Here is a 23,075-nt window from a genome sequence, read left to right on the forward strand (position 1 = left end):
CCCGTTGACAGGATCGCCATAACCCTATGCCGGCGCGCCCGTCGATGGCTGACAAGCGCTAGCGGGCGATCGTCAGGTGGTTACCGATGGTGCGGAAGCGCTGAAGTACCGTTGCGATACCTGCAGCAGTGGGCACTTGGCACCCACTGACGATGGGCGCACTCGTCCGGTCGGCTGCGCTTAGCTGGCGCGGCCTGCGTAATGCGTGGCCGCGCGCTCGACCAAGATGCTTTCGTGCAGCGATTCCAGTGCCATCACGCGGATCTTGCCGACGTCCTTCAACGGCACCATGCGCTCGACATAGATCTCCGGGCCAGCGTCGGTCATCGCGCGCGACTTGCTGAACCCGTAAGGCACAACTCCCTTGTCGCCATCTTTGCTGCCACCGACGTACAGAACGATCGACATGCCCACACCCTCATTAACAACTGTGACTACGTTAGTGGCGCGAGCATAACGACCGTGCCGTGAGGAGCTTTCCACGCACGTTAACGCCGGCTGTTTGCGGTTTGGTGACGGCGGGGTCCCCTCGCCTGTCTGCACAACCGCTTCACCCGGCCTGCCGGTCCAATTGCGCTCCGCCCGCACGTACGACACCGCATGGACCTCAAGAGTGGCTACCCGTTCTGGTCGATCCGCAATGGGCTGATGCGCGCCTATCCGCGTCTGGAGCGGGACACCGATTGCGAGGTGGCCATCATCGGCGGCGGGGTCACTGCCGCGCTGATCGCGCACGAACTGCTCAAGCACGGGCACGAGGTGGTGGTGGTCGAGCAGCGCGAGATCGGCTGGGGCAGTACCTCGGCCAGTACCGCCTTGCTGCAGTACGAAATCGACACACCGATGATCGAGTTGGCCAGGCATTACGGCATGCCGGCGGCAGCGTCGGCATACGCTGCGTGCGCGCAAGCCATCGTCGACCTGCAAGGCCTCTGCAATACGCTGGGCGGCTGCGACTTCAGCCGTCAGGACAGCCTGTACTACGCCAGCCGGTCGCGGGATCTCGACGACCTACGCAGCGAACTGCAGGTGCGAAAAACCCACACTCTTCCGGTCGAATGGATCGAGCGCGCGCCGTTGTGGCACAACTACGGCGTACGCTCCGAGGGTGCGATCCTCAGCCGCCTGGCTGCCAGCGTCGATCCGTATCGGCTGTGCTACCGCCTGTTTGCAGAAGGCGAGCATTACGGCGCGCGCATCTACGACCGCACCGCGATCGCCACCCTCACACCCCACGACCGGCATGTCGCGTTGCGCACCCGCGACGGGGTCACGCTGCGCGCCCGGCACGTCATCATGGCCGCAGGCTACGCAAACCAGCAGTGGCTGTCGCAGCGCGTGGCACGCAACCGCAGCAGCTACGCATTCGTGACCGATCCGCTGCACGATGGCGAGATGGGCGCGCTCAAGCACACCATGATGTGGGAAACCGCGCGTCCCTATCTCTACCTGCGCAGCACGCCGGATGGACGCGTGGTGGCCGGCGGCGAAGACGACAACATCGATCTGCCCGCACGTCGCGACGCACGTGTCATGCGCAAGCTGAAGACGCTGCTGAAGAAGATCCACCAGACGATGCCGGACATCAGCCTGCGCCCGGTGTTCGCCTGGGGCGGCACCTTCGCCGAAACCGCCGATGGACTGCCATTCTTCGGCCCGCATCCGCAACATGGGCCGCGGGTGTCGTTCGCGATGGCGTACGGCGGCAACGGTATCACCTACAGCGCGATCGGTGCAGGCTTATTGCGCGCGCAACTGGAAGGCAGGCCTCACCCGTTATCGGACCTGTTCGGTTTCTCGCGGTTGCGCTGAGATCCCCACGGCCACCAGCCGTGGCCGTGCAGCGCATACGTGTCGGCGGCCCGTTCCAGCGGATTGCGCACGTGGATGCCGCCGCACAGCAAATACACCGGCAAAAACAGCGGGCCGAGCAGCATGTACTGGTAGACATGCGCACGTTCGTGGTCGCCCAGGCGCACCGGCGGGTGCTGACAACGCCCTGCCGCATGCGCATACGTGCTGCACTGCAGATCCAGTGAGGCGCCCTTGAGCAGGATCACATTGCCCAGCGTCATCGCCCCGCCCGGTCCCCATGGCCAGGCATGGAACACCACGGCCAGTTCCTGCCCGGACCAGCGCGGACGCGCGCCGAAACAGCTGCCGGCGGCACCGATGGCAAGGCCAAGCAAGGTATTGGGCAGCGTCCACAACGCGCCCAGCACCTGCACGGACGACCACCGGCGCCGGGCGGGCGTCAGTCGGCCTGGTTGGGGATCAGCAGCCACAGGATCAGATAGACCAGGATGCCGGGGAACGCCGCCGAGGCGATCGACACGATCACGAACAGCACCCGCAACAGCGTGGAGCTCCAGCCGAAGCGGCGGGCGATGCCGCCGACCACGCCGGCGATCATGCGGTCGTTGAGGGAACGGGACAATGTGGTGGTCGTGGCCATGGAAGGCTCCTTCGAACGTGTTGCCCAGTCTAAAAAGCGCAGCGGCTGCGCCTTGTGACGGCTGCGGCTGCTCGCTGCAGGCACAGCGCAACCCGAAGCCGCATCACGCGTTGCCGCCACGCTCCTGCAACCAGCGGTGGATCGCCACCGGCACCTCGCGCTGCGCACGTCCGGAGACGTAGATGCCGATATGCCCGCCGCGGAAACTCAGCTCGGTGTAATCGTCGCTGCCGACCAGGCCGCGCAATGCACGCGAGGCGTCGGGCGGCACCAGATGATCGTGTTCGGCGTAGATGTTGAGCACCGGCATGTCCACCGCCTGCAGGTCGACCGCCTCCCCGCCGATGCGCACCTGCCCGGTCACCAGCCCATTGCGCTGATAGAACTGGGTGACGAACTCGCGGAACGCCTCGCCGGCCAGATCGGGCGAATCGAAGATCCACTTTTCCATGCGCAGGAAATCTTCCAGCGCCTGCTTGTCGTCGAGGATGTCGAGCAAGCCGACGTATTTCTGCAGATTCAGCCGGAACGGCTTGAGCATCAGGTAACTGGCGTTCATCAGATCCGCCGGCACGTTGCCCATGGTGTCCACGAACAGATCCACATCGACCATGCGCGCCCAGTTGGAGAGCATGTTGTCGGGGGTGTGGAAATCCACCGGCGTGACCATGGTGATCAGGTTGCGCACCTTCGGCCGCTGCAGCGCCGCGTAGCACAGCGCAAACGTGCCGCCCTGGCAGATGCCGAGCACATCGACCGCCTCCAGCCCCGACTGCGCGCGCAGGTGGTCCACCGCGCCGTCGATAAAGCGCAGCAGATAGTCCTCCAGGGTGAGGTAACGCTCGGAGCGGTCCGGGTAGCCCCAATCCAGCACGTAGACGTCCTGGCCGTGGCCCAGCAGGCCCTTGACCAGCGAGCGGTCGGCCTGCAGATCGACCATGTAGGGGCGGTTGACCAGCGCGTAGACGATCAGCAGCGGCGTCCTGGCCACCGGCGCCTGCTCGCCGACAAAGCGGTACAGCACCACCTTGCCGTCGCGCCAGATTTCCTCGCGCTCGGTCACGCCGTAATCCACGTCTTCCACGCCGGGCAACAGCTTGAGCCCCTCGCGCAGCTTGCGCTGCATCGACAGGGTTTCCTGCATCAGGTCTTCGGCGCTGAATCCCAACGGGCCTTTCATGCCTGCGCTCCACGTGGCTTGCGTGCGGTCGACTTACCGGCAGCTGTGCCAGCCGATGGCCTGGCGGCGCTTTTGGCCGCCTTCGTGTTCTTGGCTGGGGCGGTTTTCGCTGGTGGTTTCTTGGCCGGGCTGGTCGCCGCTGCCGGCTTGGGCGCAGTGTCCGCCCTGGCTGCCGGCGTGCGCCTGGCCGTGGCCGGCGCAACCGGGTCAGCCACCGCTGCAGCCGGCTTGACGGCCGGGCTGGCCGCAGTGCGCAGCATGCGCCGCACCGCACGTTCCAGCTCGGCAATGCGGCGATGCGCGGCGTCCATCTCCGAACGCGTCGGCATCCCGAAACGCTCGCTCAACTGTTCCACTTCTTCCTGCAACGCGGCGCGCAGGCGCATATGCGCATTGGCAAAGCCGCCGTACACCTCGCGAAACTGGTCGGACAAGGCGACGTCGGCATACGACTCTTCGGCGGCCTCGATCCACAGATCGAACAAGGCACGCGCACTGGTCAGCTGACTGCCGCTGCTTTCGTGCTCGCCCAGCTTGGAGGCGAACCGGCCGAACGCCTGCTCGATGGCCGACTTGAGTTGTTCGCCATAGGCCTGCGATTGCGCCTGGTACTCCTGCTGCGCACGGGCCAGCGTCTGCAGGCGTGCCTGGTGATTGCGGCTCACGCCGAATGCCGGCATGTCCAGCCAGGGCGCGTTTTCTTCCCGCCACTTCGCCAGCGCCTGCGCAGCGTCCTGCAGCCACGGGTCGAAGCCGCCGGGGCTGCCGCCACGCAGCGAGCCCAGCGTCCACTGCATCAGCTGCTCGCCCTGCCCCTGCACGGCGCGTCGCCAGGCTTCGGAGACCTCATTGGCCGAGGTGTCGCGCCCGGCGAACTGCGCGGCCACCTGCTGCATGGTGCCGAACCAGTCGCCGGCCTGATGGCGGAAGCGGTCGATGGCCTCCTGCGCCTGCGGTGCGGCCTGGGTGGGCAGCAGTTGCGACCACCAGTCCATCGCCTTGCGCCAATCCTGCGGTGCGTCACTGCCCGGCCCCGCCCCGGGAACGGCGCCGGGCTGCGCAGCGGCGCCGGACTGGCCGTGGCGCATGGCATCTCCCCAGGCGCTCCAGTACTGGCGCGCCTTGTCTTCGAAGTTGCCGTTGTCCGAACCGCTGGTTGCCATGATCCCTTCCCGTGACTGTCCACCAGCCATCCTACCGCGTGTGCCCGGCCGTACCGGTCAGGGTTTGGGGATGCGCAGCGTCTTGCTGATCATCAACGAGCCGGACACCGCAAACAGCAGCACCAGCGGGTGGAATTGCCACGGCCCGAGCTGCCACTGGCCCCACCACAAGGTCTGGCCGATATGGCCGCTGCTGGCAGCCACCGCCAGCAGGATCACCAGCAGCAGGCTGGTGGGGATCGGGGTGCCTTCGAAGTACGGCACCTTGTCGGCCTCGCCGGCGATCTCTTCGGCAGTCACGTTGTAGCGCGCCAGCCGGCTCACGCCGCAGCAGACGAAATAGCTCAGCACCAACCAATCCCAGCCGCCGCGCATGCCGCAGGCATAGCCCAGCGCCGCCGGCGCCACCCCGAACGAGATCACGTCGGCCAGTGAGTCCAGCTCGCGGCCCAGGGTCGAGGACGCCTTGCGCCAGCGCGCCACATGCCCGTCCAGCGCATCGAACACGAACGCCAGCGGGACCAGCGCCATGCCCAGCAGCAGGTCGCCGCGATGGCCTTCCTGCAGGAAGCGCATCGACGCGAACACCGCGCCGGTGCCGCAGAAGGCGTTGGCCAGGGTGAACCAGTCCGCGAGTTGGAAATCGCGCAGCATCGAGAAATGGCGTTTCATGCGCAGCCTGAGGTGATCGAGGCGCAAAGGGTAACGCGCGCACGCCATGCAGGCGACCGTTTCACGCTATCGGCTAGGCTGGCGATCAGCATGGCCACTCCGGCCGGGCACGATCGACACCGAGGACCGCATGAAGCGCAGCATCCTGATCACCGGCGCAGGCAGCGGCATCGGCGCCGGCATCGCCACCGAGCTGGCCGCCGGCGGCCACCATCTGATCGTCAGCGATATGGACCTGGCGGCAGCCGAGCGCACCGCGCAGCGCCTGCGCGACGCCGGCGGCTCGGCCGAAGCACTGGCGCTGGACGTAACCGATGACCACGGCATCGCGCAGGCTTTGGCGCGCGTGACGCGCGCGCCGCAGGTGCTGGTCAACAATGCCGGCCTGCAGCAGGTTGCCGCGCTGGAAGACTTTCCGATGCAGCGCTGGGCCTTGCTGGTGGATGTGATGCTGACCGGCGCCGCACGGCTCAGCCGCGCGCTCCTGCCCGGCATGCGCGCGGCCGGCTACGGGCGCATCGTCAACATCGGCAGCATCCACTCGCTGGTCGCCAGCCCGTACAAGAGCGCGTATGTCGCCGCCAAGCACGGCCTGGTCGGCCTGGCCAAGGTCATCGCCCTGGAAACCGCCGACTGCGACATCACCGTCAACACGCTGTGCCCGAGCTATGTGCGCACCCCGCTGGTGGAGCGCCAGATCGCCGACCAGGCGCGCACGCGCGGCATTGCCGAAGACGCAGTGATTCGCGATGTGATGCTCAAGCCGATGCCCAAGGGCGCCTTCATCGACTACGACGAACTCGCCGGCACGGTCGCGTTCCTGATGTCGCATGCCGCACGCAACATCACCGGGCAGGCGATCGCCATCGACGGCGGCTGGACTGCGCAGTAATCACGGCTGGCGAAATTTTCACCAGCTTCCGTGGCCGCCTTGCGCCGCAAGGCGCGCGCGCAGTTGTCCACAGACTTGCGCAGGATTCATCCACAACCGGTGTGGAGAAGTGCGTGGAGGCGAATGCAGGCGGCAGGTCGCCACAGCGTGCAGCGCCGGCTTGCGGTTGCGCTCGCCAGGTCGATCGCACGCGCATTGGCGCCAGCAGATCGAAGTCCATTAAGGAGGGCAGACGCTTAAGTCCGGCACTGCGGTGACCGCGCCAGACAGCAGTAACAGCCGCGCTCGCCTGGGCGGCTGCGCACTCCCTCAATCCCCGCTCAGATGCGCGAATACGTCCACGACTGCATGCGCCCGTCGCGATACGGCATCACGCCATGAAACGGACGCGGGTCGCCATCGAAGACCAGTGGCAGGAAATTGCGGTCGCCTTCCCACATGGGCACCTGGTCCATGCGGTCGATCGCCACCCATTCCAGCGTGCCTTCCGGGTTGGAAGCCTGCGGCTCGCCTTCGAAGCTGCGGATCAGGAACACGAAGCCCAGCCAGTCCTCGCCCTGCTTGCCGAAGCCCGGCCAGCTGATGGTGCCGCGCAGCTGCATGTCGCCGCACTCCACGCCGGCCTCTTCGCGGATCTCGCGGCGCATGCCGGCCAGTACGTCCTCGTCCGGCTCCACCTTGCCACCGAGCCCGTTGTATTTGCCCAGGTGCTGATCGCCGGGGCGGGCATTGCGATGGATCATCAACACCTGTGTGCCGTCGGGCGACAACAGGTAGCCGAGCGTGGCGACGATGGGGGTATAGGGCATGGCGGGCGAGCTGGAATCGAGCGCATCAGTATGACCGATGCTGTGCAAGCGGCGTGGCGCAGCCTCAGCCGACCGCAGCCTGCGAGCCCGGGCGCGGTGGCGCAATGTAGTCGGTATCCAGACGCAAGGTAGCCACGCCATGGCCGCGCTCGGCCAGATAGTCCAGCCACTTGCCCAGGAACGTATTCATCCGCATGCGGTGGCTGATCAGCTCGGCCGGCGGCGGGAACATGCCCATCACGTCCTGCCAGCGACGGCCGACGTAGCAATGGGTGGTCTCGGCCTGGCGCGCATCGCGGTACAGGCGCACGTAAGCCGACGGGTCAGGCTCGCCGGTGACGGGATCGCACAGGTCGTAGGTCAGCCGCAGCTCGACCGTGTAGCGGTGGCACTCGATCACGTCCAGACGCAGGTCCAGCCCATCGCCGATCGACGAGACATAGGAGCCGGGAGCGAGGTCGGCCGGCGCGAACAGCCGGGTCAGATGCTGGAAGTTTTCTGCGTACAAGCCCATCAGCCAGCCGAACCGGCTCAACTTGGGGATGCGTTCGAGTTTACTCAGTGCTTGCGCCATGAACCGATCCTACACGCTGCGCTGCCGCACGGGCAGCATTGACGACCGGCCACCGGCAGGCCTACCTTGGCGGAGCCCTGCCCCGCCCGCTTGATTTGCTTGACGCTCGCCGACCGACCGTGACACGTCACGGCAGCTCCGGATCGTGAATACGCTACGCGCGGCCCAATCCCCAATCCCGCCAACCAATTCCTGCCTCAAAACATCTCGCGCTGCAGCCCCAGCGTGGACAACACCTTGCTGGAAATTTCCTCGATCGAGGTATTGGTGGTGCTCAAGGTCGGGATGCGCTCCATCTGGAACATGCGCTCGGCGGTGGCCACCTCACGCCGGCAGGTCTCTGCCGCGCTGTAGCGTGAATTGGCGCGCCGCTCCTGCCGGATCTGCTGCAACCGCTCCGGGTCGATGGTCAGGCCGAACAACTTGCTGCGGTAATTGCGCAGGCGCGGAGGCAGGCGCTCGTTTTCCAGATCTTCCTCGGTCAACGGGTAGTTGGCGGCACGGATGCCGTAATGCAATGCCAGGTAGATGCAGGTCGGCGTCTTGCCCGCGCGCGACACCGCCACCAGGATCACGTCGGCCTCGTCGTAATTGAGTGCGATACCGTCATCGTGGCTCAGCGCGAAGTTCATCGCGTTGATGCGGCGGTGATAGGTCTCGAAGTCCACCATGCCGTGCGCACGGCCCACGCGCGAATGCCGCGGCGCATTGAGTTCGCGTTCCAGCGGCTCGATGAAGGGCGCGAACACGTCCAGCATCAAGGCGCCGCTTTCGGCCAGGATCATGCTCAGCTGGGGATCGACGCAGGAATTGACCACCACCGGGCGCACCTGGTACCGCTCACCTGCCGCGCGCACCCGCAGCGCCGCATCGCGCGCTTTTTCTGCATCATCAATGAACGACATGCGGTCGGTGACGAAGTTGAATCCACTGAACTGCGTGAGCAGGCTATGCCCAATCGTTTCAGCGGTGATACCGGTTCCATCGGAGACGTAGAACACCGGTCGAATTGTTGACATCAAGACCACCTCTTTGAACTGGTGTCCAAAACTTACGGGTTCATGCTTGTGCAGATTCCGCTGTGCACTGCATCATAGCGGCTTCTTCCTACGGACGCGGCCATCCAGCCCGCTCGGGCGATGGCCATACGGAGCATCGCGCTTGAACGAGAATATCCTGTGGTTGCATGAGCTACGCCTGGCCGATCTGGCCCGCGTAGGTGGTAAGAATTCCTCGCTCGGCGAGATGATCGGCAACCTGGCCGGGCTTGGCGTTTCGGTTCCCGGTGGATATGCGACCACTGCCGAGGCTTTCAAGGACTTCATCGCGCATAACGATCTGTCCAAGCGCATCTTCGACAAGTTGGCGACGCTGGATGTCGAAGACGTGGCTGCCCTCACCGTTGCCGGCAAGGAAATCCGCGGCTGGGTGATCGATGCTCCGCTGCAGCCGGAACTGGACCGCGATATCCGAACCGCGTACGCACAGCTGTGTGCGGAAAACGGCGGTGGCGAAGTGGCCGTGGCGGTGCGTTCGTCGGCCACTGCCGAAGATCTGCCCGATGCCTCGTTCGCCGGCCAGCAAGAGACCTTCCTCAACGTGACCGGTGCCGACGATGTCGTGCACAAGGTCAAGGAAGTGTTCGCCAGCCTCTACAACGATCGCGCAATCGCCTACCGCGTGCATCATGGCTTCAAGCACGAAGACGTGTTCCTGTCGGCCGGCGTGCAGTTGATGGTGCGCTCGGGCGTCGGTGCGGCCGGCGTGCTGTTCACGCTGGACACCGAATCGGGCTTCCGCGACGTGGTGTTCGTCACCTCCAGCTTCGGTCTGGGCGAGATGGTCGTGCAAGGCGCGGTCAACCCGGACGAGTTCTACGTCTACAAGCCCACGCTGACCGCAGGCAAGCCGGCGATCCTGCGCCGCTCGCTCGGCAGCAAGGCGATCCGCATGGTCTACTCGGATGTGCCCGGCGAACGCGTGCGCACCGAAGACACGCCGGTGGAACTGCGCAGCACCTTCTCGATCAGCGATGAAGACGTGCAGGAGCTTTCCAAGCAGGCGCTGGTGATCGAAAAGCATTACGGCCGCCCGATGGACATCGAGTGGGCCAAGGACGGTGTCAGCGGCAAGCTGTTCATCGTGCAGGCGCGTCCGGAAACCGTGAAGTCGCGAAGCCACGCTACCCAGATCGAGCGTTTCTCGCTGGAAGCCAAGGACGCCAAGATCCTGGTAGAAGGCCGTGCGGTGGGCGCCAAGATCGGCAGCGGCGTGGCACGCGTGGTGCGCTCGCTGGACGACATGAATCGCGTGCAGGCCGGCGACGTCTTGATCGCCGACATGACCGATCCCGATTGGGAGCCGGTGATGAAGCGTGCATCGGCCATCGTCACCAACCGCGGCGGCCGCACCTGCCATGCGGCGATCATCGCGCGCGAACTCGGCGTGCCGGCCGTGGTCGGCTCGGGCAACGCCACCGATGTGATCAGCGACGGTCAGGAAGTGACGGTGAGCTGCGCCGAAGGCGATACCGGCTTCATCTACGACGGCCTGCTGCCGTTCGAGCGCACCACCACCGACCTGGGCAACATGCCGCCTGCCCCGCTCAAGATCATGATGAACGTGGCCAACCCGGAGCGTGCGTTCGACTTCGGCCAGCTGCCCAATGCCGGCATCGGCCTGGCGCGTCTGGAAATGATCATTGCCGCGCACATCGGCATCCATCCCAACGCGCTGCTGGAATACGACAAGCAGGACGCTGACGTCCGCAAGAAGATCGACGCCAAGACCGCCGGCTACGGCGACCCGGTGAGCTTCTACGTCAATCGCCTGGCCGAGGGCATCGCAACGCTGACCGCCTCAGTGGCACCGAACACGGTGATCGTGCGCCTGTCGGACTTCAAGTCCAACGAGTACGCCAACCTGATCGGCGGCTCGCGTTACGAACCGCATGAAGAGAACCCGATGATCGGCTTCCGTGGCGCCAGCCGCTACGTCGATCCGTCCTTCACCAAGGCCTTCTCGCTGGAGTGCAAGGCGGTGCTGAAGGTGCGCAACGAGATGGGCCTGGACAACCTCTGGGTGATGATCCCGTTCGTGCGCACGCTGGAAGAGGGCCGCAAGGTGATTGAGGTGCTGGAGCAGAACGGGCTCAAGCAGGGCGAGAACGGCCTGAAGATCATCATGATGTGCGAGCTGCCGTCCAATGCGCTGCTGGCCGACGAGTTCCTGGACATCTTCGACGGCTTCTCGATCGGCTCCAACGATCTGACCCAGCTGACCCTGGGCCTGGACCGCGATTCGTCGATCGTGGCGCATCTGTTCGACGAGCGGAACCCAGCGGTCAAGAAGCTGCTGTCGATGGCGATCAAATCGGCGCGCGCCAAGGGCAAGTACGTGGGCATCTGTGGCCAGGGGCCGTCCGATCACCCGGAACTGGCCGAGTGGCTGATGCAGGAAGGGATCGAGTCGGTATCGCTGAATCCTGACACCGTGGTCGACACCTGGCTGCGTCTGGCCAAGTTGAAGAGCGAGGGCTGATGGGTATGTTGGGTGCGGTGTTGGCGGCGGCTGCGGGAGCAGTCGCCGCAAGGCCGGTGGCGGCCAAGACGGCGGAGCCGGCGTTCAACTGGGCCAATATCCCGTGGGCGCAATACGCGCTCAACTGGGGGCTGGCCCTGCTGATCGTGGTGGTCGGCATGTGGCTGGCCAAGCAGCTCAGCCAGTGGCTGCACCGTGCGCTGACCCGCGCACGCATCGAGATCACGCTGACCAACTTCCTGCGCAACGTGTTGTATGCGTTGCTGCTGGTGCTGGTCTTCGTCAGTGCACTGAGCAAGATTGGCGTACCGCCGACCTCGCTGATCGCGGTGCTGGGTGCGGCCGGCTTGGCGGTCGGTCTGGCGTTGAAGGACTCGCTGTCCAATATCGCTGCAGGCGTGATGCTGATCGTGCTGCGGCCGATGCGCGATGGCGACCATGTGGTGATTGCCGGCCAGGAAGGCATCGTCGACGAGATCCGGATCTTCCAGACCCGGATCCGCTCGTTCGATGAGCGCATGATCACCCTGCCCAACAGCACCATCACCACCTCGCCCATCGTCAACTACAGCACCCTACCCAACCGGCGCCTGGAAGTGACCGTGGGCGTGGGCTACGGCGACGATCTGAAGAAAGCCCAGCAGCTGTTGCTGCAGATCGCCAAGGACAATCCGAACCTCCTGGAGTCGCCGGCACCGTTCGTGCAGGTCACCAACCTGGGCGAAAGTACGGTGGATCTTATGCTGTTCGCGTATGCGACCAACGGCAATTTCGGCGCGGCCAAGAGCACCACGCTGGAACAGATCCGCAACCAGTTGCTGGAAAACGGGCTCAACATCCCGTATCCGCAGCGCGACCTGCACGTGTATCACCACGATGCCGACGGCAAGCCGATCTCCGACCTGCTGCTGAAAGGCATCGCCGACGACGGCGACCTGAGCAAGGGTCCGCCGCTGGCGCGCTGATGCATTCAGTGGCGTGATGGAAAAGCAGAAAGGCCGCATCGAACGATGCGGCCTTTTTTTTTGGATGCGCTGCCACTGTGTGGCTTCTGGCCTGCCTGGGTCGGCAGCAAACGTTGCCGGACGTACGCCTGCGCGTGGTCCGCAACTAGGTGCCGTCAATCAACACGCCAACAGCGTGCAACGCCGCAGTGGCCAGCGCTCAGGCCGGCACGTCGGCCTGGGAATCGCCGCCCAGCGCACCCATGAACTGGCGGTAGTGGCGCAGCTCGTCGATCGAATCGCGCACATCGCTCAACGCGGTGTGGGCCGAGCTCTTGGCAAAGCCATTGGCCACCGTCGGCGCCCAACGCCGTGCCAGCTCCTTGATGGTGGACACGTCCAGGTTGCGGTAGTGGAAGTAGCGCTCCAGGCGCGACATCTGGCGATGCAGGAAGCGGCGGTCCTGGCAGATCGAATTGCCGCACATCGGCGAGGCGCCGGCGCGGATCCATTCACTCAGGAAGGCCACCGTCTGCGCCTCGGCCTGGGCATGGGTGACCTGGCTGTCGAGCACGCGCTGCCACAGCCCCGAACGGCGGTGCTGATTGCGGTTCCACTCGTCCATGGCTTCCAGCGTCGCCAGCGGGTGGGCGATGGCCAGCTCCGGTCCTTCGGCAAGCACGTTCAACTGCGCATCGGTCACGATGGTGGCGATCTCGATGATGGAATCGCGATCGGTATCCAGGCCGGTCATTTCCAGATCGATCCAGATCAGTCGGTCGTTGCCTGCAAGGGTGTCTGCCATATCGCCGTCCTGTGGAGGGCCGTCGCCGGCCGGATGCTGAAGGGCGCGCATCATACCGCGGCCGCGCCGCTCAGGGCGCGAGGGGCGGCTTGCCGCGCTTGGCCCTGAAGTAATTGGTCAGGCGCAGGCCGGCCTCGGCGGCCAGCACGCCACCGCTGACCTGCACGCGGTGGTTATGGCGCGGGTCGGCGGGCAGATCGAACACGCTGCCGCAGGCGCCGGTCTTGGGGTCGCTGGCGGCGAATACCACCCGCGCGATGCGTGCGTGGATCATCGCCATCGCGCACATCGCGCATGGCTCCAGCGTGACATACAGCGTGCAGCCGATCAGCCGGTGGTTGGCCAGGCGGCGGCCGCCTTCGCGCATGGCCATGATCTCGGCATGCGCGCTGGGATCGTGGCTGGCGATATTGAAGTTCCAGCCCTCGCCCAGCACGGTGCCCTCGGCATCGATCAGCAGCGCGCCGACCGGGATCTCGTCAAAGTCGCGTTCGGCACGCTCGGCCAGTTGCAGGGCGCGTTGCATCCACTGTTGGTCGATCAGCGTCTGCGCCGCGTCTACCGACGTTTCCACCGGCATGCTCACGCGGCGCTGCCGCCCTGGCGATCCAGGAAGGCGGCGAACGCGGCCACGGTGGCTTCGCTGACATGGTGCTCGATGCCTTCGGCGTCACGGCGCGCGGTGGCCTCGTCGATGCCCAGGGCGAGCAGAAAGCGCTCGACGATCTGATGGCGCTGCCGGCTGGACGCGGCCAGCGCCTCGCCGGCCGGGGTCAGGAACACCCCGCGGTACGGGCGCTGCACCACCCAGCCGTCGCGCACCAGCCGCTTGAGCATCTTGGCCACGGTCGGCTGCGCCACGCCCAGGCGCGCGGCGATATCGACCTGACGCGCCTCGCCACCGTCGACCAGCAGATCGGAGATCAGCTCCACATAGTCCTCGACCAGCTCGGCGCGGCGCGCTTCGCGCACCTGACGGAAGCTTTCCATATGCACCTGCGCGTCGATCAGCGCCGGCGCGGCTGCTTCCAGCTTTTCGCTCTTGCCCACCCTCATCCCCGTCATCACGTCCGGCGCCAGTGCCGGGATGCGTAGTTTGAAGCACGTAGCCGATCATTACGATTTAAATTGCCAATGCTCAATAGCATAGCCCTTGCTATATCATCGGTGTTACTCCCAGCCTGCCTGCTCCGCATGTCCGTCGATCTCCGTCCTCAGCCAGCCTCGCCCCTCCCCCTGCCTGCCGCGGCCAATGGCGGGCTGGGCGATCACCACGCCAGCATCGCCGTACCCAAGGGCGGCCACTGGTGGTTCCGGCTGCTGGCGTTCCTGGGCCCGGGCTACATGGTGTCGGTCGGGTACATGGACCCGGGCAACTGGGCCACCGACCTGGCCGGCGGCTCGCAGTTCGGCTATCTGCTGCTGTCGGTGATCCTGCTGTCCAACCTGATGGCGATCGTGCTGCAGAGCCTGTCGGCGCGGCTGGGCATCGCGACCGGGCTGGACCTGGCGCAGGCCTGCCGGGCGCGTTACCCGCGCGGAGTGAACCTGGCGCTGTGGGGCATCTGCGAACTGGCGATCATCGCCTGCGATCTGGCCGAGGTAATCGGCACCGCCATCGCGTTGAAGCTGTTGTTCGGCATTCCGCTGACCGTGGGCGCCATCATCACTGCGGTGGACGTGGTGCTGGTGCTGTTGCTGATGAACCGCGGTTTCCGTGCGCTGGAAGCGTTCGTGATCGCGCTGCTGTTGATCATCTTCGTCTGCTTCGGCGTCCAGATCGCGCTGGCGGCACCACCGATCGCCGCCGTGCTGGGCGGCTTCATTCCGCGTGCGCAGGTGGTCACCGACCCGCGCGCGCTGTATCTGGCGATCGGCATCATCGGTGCGACGGTGATGCCGCATAACCTGTACCTGCATTCGTCGATCGTGCAGACACGTGCGTATCCGCGCACCGATGCGGGCCGCAAGTCGGCGCTGCGCTGGGCGGTGACCGACAGCACCGTGGCATTAATGTTCGCGCTGTTCATCAATGCCTCGATCCTGATCCTGGCGGCGGCGGTGTTCCACGCGCAGGGCCGCACCGATGTGCAGGAAATCGAACAGGCCCACGCCCTGCTCGCGCCGATGCTGGGCGTGGGCTTGGCCTCGACGCTGTTCGCAGTGGCGTTGCTGGCCTCCGGCGTCAATTCCACCGTCACCGCCACGCTGGCCGGGCAGATCGTGATGGAAGGCTTCCTGCAACTGCGCTTGCCGCCGTGGCTGCGCCGCCTGCTGACACGTGGCATCGCCATCGTGCCGGTGGTGATCGTGACCTGGTTGTATGGCGAGGCCGGTACCGCGCGGCTCCTGGTGCTCAGCCAGGTGGTGCTGTCGATGCAGCTGCCGTTTGCGGTGATCCCGCTGGTGCGCTTCGTATCGGATCGTGAGTTGATGGGCGCATTGGTGGCACCGCCGTGGCTGGTGCGCATTGCCTGGGTCATTGCGACGGTGATCGTCGGCTTGAACTTGAAGCTGCTGTGGGACACCGCGCTGCATTGAGTGGCGAGCACAACCGGCGTGGTCGATGCGATGCGGCAGCTGCGTGCGCTGCAGAGCCAGGCAGGATGCACGGAGGAGCGTTGATCGGCGCTGCATTGCGTTCGTGCGAGCTGGATGCCCGGATGATCCATTACGGCGCATCGACTGCAGCGAACGAGCTGATCCGCAACGCTGGGGATAACCGCTGTAGAGCGCACGCAGATGCAATCTGCGATGCGACGCAGGCGGTCTACTGCTCGCATGCACCGGCACGCCCGTGGCCTGCGTCGCACCGCGTGGCGCGGGCCCATGCAAGCACGATGCGTATCGCATCGTGCCATCGCCGGGCTGCATGCCCCTCGCCCCAGGAGTGTTTATGGATCCGTTAGAGGCGCATCCGGCCGACGCCGGACGCCGCAGCTTTCTCATCACCGGCACGGTCGCCGTAGCAGCGTTGTCGCTGCCCGCGTTCGCCACTGCCGCACCTCCCGCACGCGCCCCCGCCACCACCCCACCCCACTCGTCCACTCACGGAGTCAACCCGATGTCCAATTTCGTCAAACGCCCCGACGGCGCCAATATCTTCTACAAGGATTGGGGCAAGGGCCAGCCGGTCGTCTTCGCACATGGTTGGCCGCTCAGCGGCGATGCCTGGGACCCGCAAATGCTGTTCATGGGCCAGCACGGCTACCGCGTGATCGCACACGATCGCCGCAGCCATGGCCGCTCGTCGCAGACCTGGGACGGTAACGACATGGACACCTATGCGGACGATCTGGCTGCAGTGATCGACGCGCTGGACCTGAAGGACGCGATCCTGGTCGGCCATTCCACCGGCGGTGGCGAAGTGGCGCATTACGTTGGCCGCCATGGCAGCAAGCGTGTGGCCAAGGTGGTACTGGTCGGCGCAGTGCCGCCGCAGATGGTCAAGAGCCCGACCAATCCGGGCGGCCTGCCGATGAGCGTGTTCGACGGCATCCGCGATGGCGTTGCCAAGGACCGTTCGCAGTTCTATCAGGACCTGACCACGCCGTTCTTCGGTGCCAACCGCGACGGCCACAAGGTCACCCAGGGCATGCGCGATGCGTTCTGGCTGCAGGGCATGCTGGGCGGTCACAAGGGTCAGTACGATTGTATCAAGGAATTCTCCGAGGTCGATTACACCGCCGACCTGAAGAAGATCGACGTGCCGGCGCTGGTGGTGCATGGCGACGACGACCAGATCGTGCCGATCGATGCATCGGGCAAGTTGTCGGCCAAGATCATCAGCAACGCCGAACTGAAGATCTACCCCGGCGCGCCGCACGGGTTGACCATTACCCATGCCGATCAGTTCAACAAGGATCTGCTGGCCTTCGCCAAGCGCTGATTCTTGCTTCACTGCGTAAGACAAAGGCCGGCTCGTGAGAGCCGGCCTTTTGTTTTGGTGCGCGTTGCTTTGCTGCGCGCAGATCCGTTGTGATCAGGCTGGCTGCCTCAGCGTCGATAGGCCTGTTGCCAGTGGCGCCCCAATGCGCCCCCTGCAGGCGAGATTGCGGACCCACGACGTGCGCGCAAAGATGCCGAAACAGCAAGCGGGATGGCGACGGTGCACCTTCGCAGCGTGGTCGCAACACCGCGCAACGGACCAGCTTCAGGCATGGACCGGCCAGCCACAGGTGAGCACAGCAACCAGTGCCCGCAAGAAACCGCCACGCAGCACGACCACCAGCAACGCGATGCTCAGCCATGGCGGTGCCAGCAATGGCAGGTCAGGCAGTCGCAGCCAATGTCGATCGGCAGCGCGAGCGATACGCCGACCGCTGAAGGACACGTGCGCTGCCCTGGCTGGCCGTAAGCCGATCGGGCGCAGCCAGCAGGCGGGTTGCGCCCGGTCCGCTTGGCCAAAAGGCGCTCCAGCCCTGGGTCTGCGCAGGCCGGTTACCAGCGCCGGCAACCGGCCTCACGCACGGCAGGCGCGGCCAACCTGGCAGCAGAAAGCGACATCGATTTCAGCGCCGGGCCGATCGGGAGCGTCGTGCTGATGAAGTTCTCAGATATCGGCATGCGCGTGCGGCGGCACCGCCACACCGCCGCCACCGACGAAGTGGCGGACCACCGGCGCGCGCTCGCCTTGATGCAGGGCGCGGATCTGCTCCTGCAGCTGGCGGTCGTCGCCGGTGACGCGCTCGTGCTGACGCAGATGTTCCAGCCACGAGGCGACGATGAAGTATTCCAGTTGCACGCCGGGTGTTGCCGCGTCTTCGGCGATACCCCAGACCACCGCACCATCACGACGCCGCGCGTTGCCCAGTTGCGTCATCAGCTGCAGGAAAGTTACGCGCGCATCGGCAGCGATGCGGTATTCGACCGTCACCAGCACCGGGCCGCGATCGTGTTCGACCGCATCCGATTGCGCCGGCACAGGCCAATGTCCGCCAGGGGCGAGGTCCAGCTGTTCGGTGCCGGCAATGCGCGCGCGCTTGACCAGCAGCGCCGCGATCACCGCGCCAACGGCGGCAATCTGCAGGGCTGTCGCGATCGAGGTGCGTTGCGCCAACGCGCCCCAGACCAGCGAGCCGGCCGCCATACCCGCAGAAAACACCACGATGTACAGCGACAATGCGCGTGCGCGCACCCAGGCAGGCACCGCCGTTTGCGCGGCGATCTGCAAGGACGACAGCACGGTGATCCAGGCCAGGCCGTTGACCACCATCACCACGCACAGCACTCCGATCTGACGCGACAATGCCAGCCCCAGCAATGAGGCTGCGCACACGATGGTGGCCACGAACACCAGTAGGTCGCGGTCGTAGCGCGCACGCAGGCGTGGCAACAGCAGCGCGCCACTGATCGCACCGATGCCGATGCAGCCCAGCAACACGCCATAACTGCCGGCACCCAACTGCATGTCGCGACGGACCACCAACGGCAGCAATGCGGTCAACGCGCTGGCGAACAGGAAGAACCCGGCGGCCTTGATCAGCACCGCCTGCAAGCGCCCGGCGCGTGCGGCGTAGCGCAGACCGGCACGCAGGCCCGCGCCGAAGCTCTCCGGCGGCAATGCAGAGACATGCGCATCGCGACGCCAACGCCACAACACCAGCAGCATCAGCCCGAAGGTCACGCCATTGAGCAAAAATGCCCACGGCGGCCCGAATTGCGCCACGATCAAACCGCCAACCGCTGGGCCGATCGAGCGGGCGATGTTCATGCCGATCGAATTGAGCGCTACCGCCGAGGCCAGCATCGGCCGCGGCACCAGCTCCGACACGATTGCCGCCTGCGCAGGCATCGCCATTGCCGCGCCCATGCCCATTGCAAAGGTCAATGCCACCAGTACCCACGGGGTTAGCAACTGCAGATGCGATAGCAAGGCCAAGGCTGCGGCCACCAGCAACATCCAGCCCTGGGTGAGCATCAAGTAGCGGCGGCGGTCGACGATGTCGGCCAGCGTGCCGGCCACCAGTGCGAACAACACCACCGGCAAGGTGGTGGCCGACTGCACCGCCGCGACCATCAACGGCGAGCCCGTCTGTTCGGCCATCACCCAGGACGCGGCGACATCGTTGATCCAGGTGCCGATGTTGCTGCCTAAGATGGCCAGCCATAAGGCACGAAAGATCGGCTCGCGCAGCGGCGCCCAGGCACCGCTATCGGCGGGTGCGGCAGAAGAAGTCATCGCGGCAAGGCTCCAGTGGACGGGTTGAGACAAACAAGGTGACGGGCCTGGATGCGCCGGCAGGCGCATCGCTGTGGTGCCGATCTCAGAACGCGAAACACGCGCAACCCAATGCGCCCCAGAAGCCGCGCAGATCATCGCTGGGCGCAGCATGCTGCGCTGCATGACCATGCGGCCCGTGCGCGCGACAGCCATGGCCATGCGTGTGCGTGGCACTGGCAAGCCCGCTGACCGTACCGCCCACGTGATAGCCGCCGAACCGGTTGACCGGCGACCAGTCCGGCATCGCCGGCGGCAAGGTGGGCGCCAGTGCGGCGAAGTCGCCGTCGCCATGGACGACGCGCCCACCCAGCACGGTCAGCACGCTGGTGATGTCGGCAATGGCGGCATCGTCGACGCGGAAGTAATCGTCGGACAACACGATGAAATCGGCCAGTTGCCCCGCCGCCAGCGTGCCCTTGTGGCCCTCATCGCCGGAGAACCACGCGCTGCCCTGCGTCCACAGCCGCAACGCCTGCTCACGGTCGAGCAGGTTCTCTTCGCCGTACAACGCCAGACCGCCCACCGTGCGTCCGGTGACCAGCCACGACAGCGCCACCCACGGGTTGTAACTGGCCACGCGCGTCGCATCGGTGCCGGCGCCCACCGGCACGCCGGCGGCTAACATGCGACGCACCGGTGGCGTGTGCCGCGCAGCCTGTACGCCGTAGCGCTCGACAAACGCTTCGCCCTGATACGCCATGCGGTGCTGCACGGCGATGCCGCCGCTCAAGGCGCGAATGCGGTCGATATTGCGTGGCGTGATGGTTTCGGCGTGATCGACGAACCAATGCAGGCCATCGAACGGAATGTCGGCATTGACCTTTTCGTACACATCGAGAATGCGTCCGATGCTTTCGTCGTAGGTGGCATGGATACGGAATGGCCAACGCTTTTCGACCAGCAACCGCACCACCTGCTCCAGCTCGGGCTCCAGTTCCGGCGGCAGCTCCGGGCGCGGCTCGCTGAACTGTTCGAAATCCGCCGCCGAAAACACCAGCATTTCGCCGGCGCCGTTGTGCCGCAGCAGATCGTCGCCCTTGCGCACCGGCAGCATCTCGGTCCAGCCGCGGAAGTCGTCGACTTCCTTGCCCTTGTTCTGGGTGAACAGGTTGTAGGCGATGCGCACGCTCAACTGGTCGGCCGCGTGCAACTGTTCGATGACTTGGTAGTCCTCCGGATAATTCTGGAAACCGCCGCCGGCATCGATCACCGAGGTGATCCCCAGCCGGTTGAGTTCGCGCATGAAATGGCGTGTGGAATTGGCCTGATACTCCAACGGCAGTCGCGGGCCCTTGGCCAGGCTGGTGTAGAGAATCAGGGCATTGGGCTTGGCCAGCAGCAAGCCTGTGGGATTACCCAGCTTGTCGCGCTCGATGCGCCCGCCGGGCGGATCGGCAGTGGCCTTGTCGTAGCCACAGGCGCGCAAGGCCGCGCGGTTCAGCAGGGCGCGGTCGTACAGATGAAGCAAAAATACCGGTGTATCCGGTGCGATGGCATTGATCTCGTCCAGGGTCGGCAAGCGTTTTTCGACGAACTGATGCGCGGTGAATCCGCCGACCACACGCACCCATTGCGGCGCTGGGGTGCGGTCGACCTGCGCCTTCAACATCGCCATCGCATCGGCAAGCGAGCGCACGCCATCCCAGCGCAGCTCCAGGTTGTAGTTGAGCCCGCCGCGAATCAGATGGGTGTGGCTGTCATTGAGGCCGGGCAACAGGCGTCGGCCTTGCGCATCGATGCTGCGGGCGCCAGCTGCCAGCGCCATGATCTGCGCATCGTCGCCCACCGCAACGATGCGTCCATCGGTCACTGCAATGGCGGTGGCGCTGGGCTGACGTGGATCGAGGGTAGTGATGCGTGCGTTGCGAACGACAAGATCGACCATCGGAGACTTCCTTGAAGCAGACCAGGCGCCGGGCAAGGCGCCCAACGCAAGACCGGCGGCGGCGGCCTGCATCCACAAGCGCCGCCCGGCATGGTGATCATTCGGTACGCCGCTCATGCCGCACCACGCCTGCGCAGCCCATCCAGCGACCATGCGCCACCGCCAGCGGCAACCAGCCCCAGCAACACCAGCAGCCACATCAGCGGGTATTCCATCCCGCCGTGCATCCAGAACCAGCCCTTGGGCACGGCCACCACGACGGTGGTGGCGATGAACACCGCCGCCAGTGCAGCACTGACGCGCGTCCACAGACCCAGTAACACCGCCAGCCCCGAGAGCGTCTGCACCAAGGCCAGCAGCAACGGCAACGGTTGCGCAGACGGAAAGCCGAATTGCTGTAATTCAGCGGCAAATCCAGCCAGCCCCGGCCCACCAAACCATCCCAGCAACTTGCCCAGGCCATGCGGCAACAGGAAACCGCCGCCGGCAATGCGCAGCATCAGCAATGCCGCTGCAAGGCCGGCGTTGCCACGTGGTGCCGATGCGTTCAATGCCCGCCTTCCTGCGCGCCGAACATGGTTTTGGCGTACTGAATGCCGATGCCGTAGCCGCCCGCATGCGCACGCGCGATGCCGGTGGTGAGGTCGTAGGTGTCGCTGCGTGCCCAGTCGCGCTGCAGTTCCAGCAGGTACTGCACGCTGGTGATGGGGGCGGCGCCGGCCTGCACCATCCGCGTCACCGCGCGCTCGTGCGCTTCGTCGCTGACATCGCCGCAGGCATCGGTGATGACGTAGACCTCGAACCCCTGCTCGACCGCCGACAGCGTCGGGCCGACGATGCAGACGCTGGTCCACAGCCCGGCAATCACCAGACGCTGCTTGCCGATGGCGTTGACGCGATCGATCACACCCTGGTCTTCCCAGGCATTCATGCTGGTGCGATCGAACACCAGTTCGCCGGCAAAGATCTCCGGCAGCTCGGGAAACAGTGGGCCGGAGAACGACTTCTCTGCAACGGTGGTCAAGATCACCGGCACCTTGAAGCCTTTGGCGCCCTTGGCAATCAGCGACACGTTGTTGCGCAGCGCCGAGATGTCGATGGTATGCGTGGCGAACGCCATCTGCGATTGATGGTCGATCAGGATCAGCGCGTGATCACCGGGCGACAACAGGGACTTACCGGGGACGGCGGTGGCGGTGGTCATGCGTGATGCTCCAGGGAGGATGAAAAAGAACCGTCGCTGTGCCGATGCGCACGCGGCTGGGCACGCGCGGCGCAGGGATCGTTCGCCACTTGCGCGGCAAAGCGCGCCGGCGTGCAGCCGGTGGCGTTGCGGAAGCTGCGGACGAAATGGCTTTGATCGAAGAAGCACAGATCGGTGGCGATCTGGCTGATGGTGTGGCCGCCTTCGCGCAGCATGGCCTGGGCGCGTTCGAGGCGACGACGACGCAGATACTCCATCGGGCTGGCGCCCAGCGCATCGCGAAACACGCGCGCAAAATGGAAGCGGCTCATGCAGGCGGCGCCGGCCAGTTGCGTGACGCCGATGGGCTCATACAGATGCGTGTCGATGTACTGCAGCGCTCTGGCCACGGCACGTGCGCGCGGGGCGTACAGTGCGTTGGTGTTGCCTGCATGCAGATCGAGGCGACCGGCGGCAGTCAGACGTGCCATGTGGCGTCTCCGGCGGGGAATGCCGCCATGGTGGGGCGAACCTGCCGATCGCCCCACCCCTGATGGTGAGGCCGATCGCTCACTCTTTCGGGTGAGCGACACGCGTGCTGCCACAAGCACGCATGGGATCGCATGGGTGCATCGCCATGGCATGCACCGCGCATGCACGCCGATGCAGCGGCGATACCGCGCCGTTGTTTCTGTCGCGCTTTGCAGTGTCCAAGCCGACACCCGCACCACACGCAAACCAAGCGGACGC

23 protein-coding genes are annotated in these 23,075 nt (G+C 65.6%); 6 read left to right on the forward strand and 17 right to left on the reverse strand.

Annotated elements, in window-relative coordinates; translation table 11 throughout:
* Positions 1 to 180 precede the first annotated feature (180 nt).
* The gene (locus AC1PLS_RS11355) at positions 181 to 408 is read right to left on the reverse strand and encodes a hypothetical protein (protein ID WP_016904406.1); all 228 of its coding nucleotides are present in this window, start codon (positions 406 to 408) and stop codon (positions 181 to 183) included.
* A gap of 192 nt (positions 409 to 600) precedes the next feature.
* Here AC1PLS_RS11355 and AC1PLS_RS11360 point away from each other — a divergent pair, with 192 nt between their 5' ends.
* A complete protein-coding gene (locus AC1PLS_RS11360) occupies positions 601 to 1,812 on the forward strand; it encodes an NAD(P)/FAD-dependent oxidoreductase (RefSeq protein ID WP_104552639.1) in 1,212 nt (403 codons plus the stop codon).
* Here the strand turns inward: AC1PLS_RS11360 and AC1PLS_RS11365 are convergent.
* The 5 genes from AC1PLS_RS11365 to AC1PLS_RS11385 all read right to left on the reverse strand — a co-directional run bounded on the left by AC1PLS_RS11365 (position 1,770) and on the right by AC1PLS_RS11385 (position 5,518).
* Positions 1,770 to 2,285: a hypothetical protein gene (locus AC1PLS_RS11365; protein ID WP_184431191.1), complete on the reverse strand. Its 516-nt coding sequence runs from the start codon at positions 2,283 to 2,285 to the stop codon at positions 1,770 to 1,772. The two genes, AC1PLS_RS11360 and AC1PLS_RS11365, sit on opposite strands and share 43 nt — an antisense overlap.
* A complete protein-coding gene (locus AC1PLS_RS11370; protein ID WP_024938703.1) occupies positions 2,255 to 2,455 on the reverse strand; it encodes a PspC domain-containing protein in 201 nt (66 codons plus the stop codon). Before AC1PLS_RS11370 ends, AC1PLS_RS11365 begins: the two co-directional genes overlap by 31 nt.
* A 103-nt stretch (positions 2,456 to 2,558) precedes the next feature.
* Positions 2,559 to 3,635: a class III poly(R)-hydroxyalkanoic acid synthase subunit PhaC gene (locus AC1PLS_RS11375; RefSeq protein ID WP_104552637.1), complete on the reverse strand. Its 1,077-nt coding sequence runs from the start codon at positions 3,633 to 3,635 to the stop codon at positions 2,559 to 2,561.
* Positions 3,632 to 4,801: a class III poly(R)-hydroxyalkanoic acid synthase subunit PhaE gene (gene phaE, locus AC1PLS_RS11380; RefSeq protein WP_184432862.1), complete on the reverse strand. Its 1,170-nt coding sequence runs from the start codon at positions 4,799 to 4,801 to the stop codon at positions 3,632 to 3,634. Before phaE ends, AC1PLS_RS11375 begins: the two co-directional genes overlap by 4 nt.
* 54 nt (positions 4,802 to 4,855) lie before the next feature.
* Positions 4,856 to 5,518 carry a CDP-alcohol phosphatidyltransferase family protein gene (locus AC1PLS_RS11385; RefSeq protein ID WP_481103696.1) on the reverse strand — a complete coding sequence of 221 codons (663 nt, stop codon included), beginning with the start codon at positions 5,516 to 5,518 and terminating at the stop codon, positions 4,856 to 4,858.
* 82 nt (positions 5,519 to 5,600) lie between these two features.
* Between AC1PLS_RS11385 and AC1PLS_RS11390 the strand changes: the two genes are divergently transcribed.
* A complete protein-coding gene (locus AC1PLS_RS11390; RefSeq protein WP_102581614.1) occupies positions 5,601 to 6,362 on the forward strand; it encodes a 3-hydroxybutyrate dehydrogenase in 762 nt (253 codons plus the stop codon).
* Positions 6,363 to 6,682: 320 nt separating this feature from the next.
* On the opposite strand, the gene AC1PLS_RS11395 is transcribed toward AC1PLS_RS11390, so the two are convergent.
* The 3 genes from AC1PLS_RS11395 to ppsR form a co-directional block, all read right to left on the reverse strand.
* The gene (locus AC1PLS_RS11395; protein WP_065031556.1) at positions 6,683 to 7,171 is read right to left on the reverse strand and encodes an NUDIX hydrolase; all 489 of its coding nucleotides are present in this window, start codon (positions 7,169 to 7,171) and stop codon (positions 6,683 to 6,685) included.
* 64 nt (positions 7,172 to 7,235) lie between these two features.
* Positions 7,236 to 7,745 (reverse strand): DUF1249 domain-containing protein, encoded by a 510-nt coding sequence (locus AC1PLS_RS11400; protein ID WP_184431193.1) that lies wholly within the window; start codon positions 7,743 to 7,745, stop codon positions 7,236 to 7,238.
* 197 nt (positions 7,746 to 7,942) lie between these two features.
* Positions 7,943 to 8,764, reverse strand: a complete 822-nt coding sequence (ppsR, locus tag AC1PLS_RS11405; protein WP_024939184.1) for a posphoenolpyruvate synthetase regulatory kinase/phosphorylase PpsR — start codon at positions 8,762 to 8,764, stop codon at positions 7,943 to 7,945.
* Positions 8,765 to 8,906: 142 nt separating this feature from the next.
* Between ppsR and ppsA the strand changes: the two genes are divergently transcribed.
* Both ppsA and AC1PLS_RS11415 read left to right on the forward strand, forming a co-directional pair.
* Positions 8,907 to 11,285, forward strand: coding sequence for a phosphoenolpyruvate synthase (ppsA, locus tag AC1PLS_RS11410; protein WP_184431195.1), 2,379 nt, complete (start codon positions 8,907 to 8,909; stop codon positions 11,283 to 11,285).
* Positions 11,285 to 12,250 carry a mechanosensitive ion channel family protein gene (locus AC1PLS_RS11415; RefSeq protein WP_016905101.1) on the forward strand — a complete coding sequence of 322 codons (966 nt, stop codon included), beginning with the start codon at positions 11,285 to 11,287 and terminating at the stop codon, positions 12,248 to 12,250. The genes ppsA and AC1PLS_RS11415 overlap by 1 nt, the downstream gene beginning before the upstream one ends.
* Before the next feature lie 199 nt (positions 12,251 to 12,449).
* Here the strand turns inward: AC1PLS_RS11415 and orn are convergent, their stop codons facing one another.
* The 3 genes from orn to mntR form a co-directional block, all read right to left on the reverse strand.
* Positions 12,450 to 13,034 (reverse strand): oligoribonuclease, encoded by a 585-nt coding sequence (gene orn / locus AC1PLS_RS11420; protein WP_024939185.1) that lies wholly within the window; start codon positions 13,032 to 13,034, stop codon positions 12,450 to 12,452.
* A gap of 70 nt (positions 13,035 to 13,104) precedes the next feature.
* A complete protein-coding gene (gene tadA / locus AC1PLS_RS11425; RefSeq protein WP_481104494.1) occupies positions 13,105 to 13,560 on the reverse strand; it encodes a tRNA adenosine(34) deaminase TadA in 456 nt (151 codons plus the stop codon).
* Positions 13,561 to 13,616: 56 nt separating this feature from the next.
* Positions 13,617 to 14,084, reverse strand: a complete 468-nt coding sequence (gene mntR / locus AC1PLS_RS11430) for a manganese-binding transcriptional regulator MntR (protein WP_024939187.1) — start codon at positions 14,082 to 14,084, stop codon at positions 13,617 to 13,619.
* Between the two features lie 144 nt (positions 14,085 to 14,228).
* Between mntR and AC1PLS_RS11435 the strand changes: the two genes are divergently transcribed.
* Together AC1PLS_RS11435 and AC1PLS_RS11440 are read left to right on the forward strand one after the other, a co-directional pair.
* Complete coding sequence (locus AC1PLS_RS11435; RefSeq protein WP_184431197.1) at positions 14,229 to 15,575, forward strand: Nramp family divalent metal transporter; 1,347 nt, start codon at positions 14,229 to 14,231, stop codon at positions 15,573 to 15,575.
* 523 nt (positions 15,576 to 16,098) lie between these two features.
* Entirely contained in the window at positions 16,099 to 16,923 is an 825-nt protein-coding gene (locus AC1PLS_RS11440; RefSeq protein WP_184432868.1) for an alpha/beta fold hydrolase, read from the forward strand.
* Positions 16,924 to 17,586: 663 nt separating this feature from the next.
* On the opposite strand, the gene AC1PLS_RS11445 is transcribed toward AC1PLS_RS11440, so the two are convergent.
* From AC1PLS_RS11445 to AC1PLS_RS11465, 5 genes are all read right to left on the reverse strand, one after another.
* Positions 17,587 to 19,215, reverse strand: coding sequence for an MFS transporter (locus AC1PLS_RS11445; protein WP_104542239.1), 1,629 nt, complete (start codon positions 19,213 to 19,215; stop codon positions 17,587 to 17,589).
* A gap of 85 nt (positions 19,216 to 19,300) precedes the next feature.
* Positions 19,301 to 21,142 (reverse strand): amidohydrolase, encoded by a 1,842-nt coding sequence (locus tag AC1PLS_RS11450; protein WP_184431199.1) that lies wholly within the window; start codon positions 21,140 to 21,142, stop codon positions 19,301 to 19,303.
* A 113-nt stretch (positions 21,143 to 21,255) separates the two neighbouring features.
* Positions 21,256 to 21,693, reverse strand: a complete 438-nt coding sequence (locus AC1PLS_RS11455; protein ID WP_024939192.1) for a DoxX family protein — start codon at positions 21,691 to 21,693, stop codon at positions 21,256 to 21,258.
* Complete coding sequence (locus AC1PLS_RS11460) at positions 21,690 to 22,346, reverse strand: hydrolase (protein ID WP_184431201.1); 657 nt, start codon at positions 22,344 to 22,346, stop codon at positions 21,690 to 21,692. Before AC1PLS_RS11460 ends, AC1PLS_RS11455 begins: the two co-directional genes overlap by 4 nt.
* Entirely contained in the window at positions 22,343 to 22,816 is a 474-nt protein-coding gene (locus AC1PLS_RS11465) for a helix-turn-helix transcriptional regulator (protein WP_481103697.1), read from the reverse strand. Before AC1PLS_RS11465 ends, AC1PLS_RS11460 begins: the two co-directional genes overlap by 4 nt.
* Positions 22,817 to 23,075 lie beyond the last annotated feature (259 nt).

This window comes from Xanthomonas sp. NCPPB 3218 (genome assembly GCF_056725185.1).

Coding starts and splice junctions, on each gene's coding strand:
- AC1PLS_RS11445 (WP_104542239.1), bottom strand. CDS start 19,215: ATGACTTCTTCTGCCGCACCCGCCGATAGCGGTGCCTGGGCGCCGCTG.
- AC1PLS_RS11355 (WP_016904406.1), bottom strand. CDS start 408: ATGTCGATCGTTCTGTACGTCGGTGGCAGCAAAGATGGCGACAAGGGA.
- AC1PLS_RS11460 (WP_184431201.1), bottom strand. CDS start 22,346: ATGACCACCGCCACCGCCGTCCCCGGTAAGTCCCTGTTGTCGCCCGGT.
- tadA (WP_481104494.1), bottom strand. CDS start 13,560: ATGCAACGCGCCCTGCAACTGGCCGAGCGTGCCGAACGCGACTTTGAC.
- AC1PLS_RS11360 (WP_104552639.1), top strand. CDS start 601: ATGGACCTCAAGAGTGGCTACCCGTTCTGGTCGATCCGCAATGGGCTG.
- AC1PLS_RS11440 (WP_184432868.1), top strand. CDS start 16,099: ATGTCCAATTTCGTCAAACGCCCCGACGGCGCCAATATCTTCTACAAG.
- orn (WP_024939185.1), bottom strand. CDS start 13,034: ATGGCAGACACCCTTGCAGGCAACGACCGACTGATCTGGATCGATCTG.
- AC1PLS_RS11385 (WP_481103696.1), bottom strand. CDS start 5,518: ATGGCGTGCGCGCGTTACCCTTTGCGCCTCGATCACCTCAGGCTGCGC.
- AC1PLS_RS11375 (WP_104552637.1), bottom strand. CDS start 3,635: ATGAAAGGCCCGTTGGGATTCAGCGCCGAAGACCTGATGCAGGAAACC.
- AC1PLS_RS11400 (WP_184431193.1), bottom strand. CDS start 7,745: ATGGCGCAAGCACTGAGTAAACTCGAACGCATCCCCAAGTTGAGCCGG.
- AC1PLS_RS11370 (WP_024938703.1), bottom strand. CDS start 2,455: ATGGCCACGACCACCACATTGTCCCGTTCCCTCAACGACCGCATGATC.
- AC1PLS_RS11390 (WP_102581614.1), top strand. CDS start 5,601: ATGAAGCGCAGCATCCTGATCACCGGCGCAGGCAGCGGCATCGGCGCC.
- AC1PLS_RS11435 (WP_184431197.1), top strand. CDS start 14,229: ATGTCCGTCGATCTCCGTCCTCAGCCAGCCTCGCCCCTCCCCCTGCCT.
- AC1PLS_RS11415 (WP_016905101.1), top strand. CDS start 11,285: ATGGGTATGTTGGGTGCGGTGTTGGCGGCGGCTGCGGGAGCAGTCGCC.
- ppsR (WP_024939184.1), bottom strand. CDS start 8,764: ATGTCAACAATTCGACCGGTGTTCTACGTCTCCGATGGAACCGGTATC.
- AC1PLS_RS11395 (WP_065031556.1), bottom strand. CDS start 7,171: ATGCCCTATACCCCCATCGTCGCCACGCTCGGCTACCTGTTGTCGCCC.
- AC1PLS_RS11465 (WP_481103697.1), bottom strand. CDS start 22,816: ATGGCACGTCTGACTGCCGCCGGTCGCCTCGATCTGCATGCAGGCAAC.
- AC1PLS_RS11450 (WP_184431199.1), bottom strand. CDS start 21,142: ATGGTCGATCTTGTCGTTCGCAACGCACGCATCACTACCCTCGATCCA.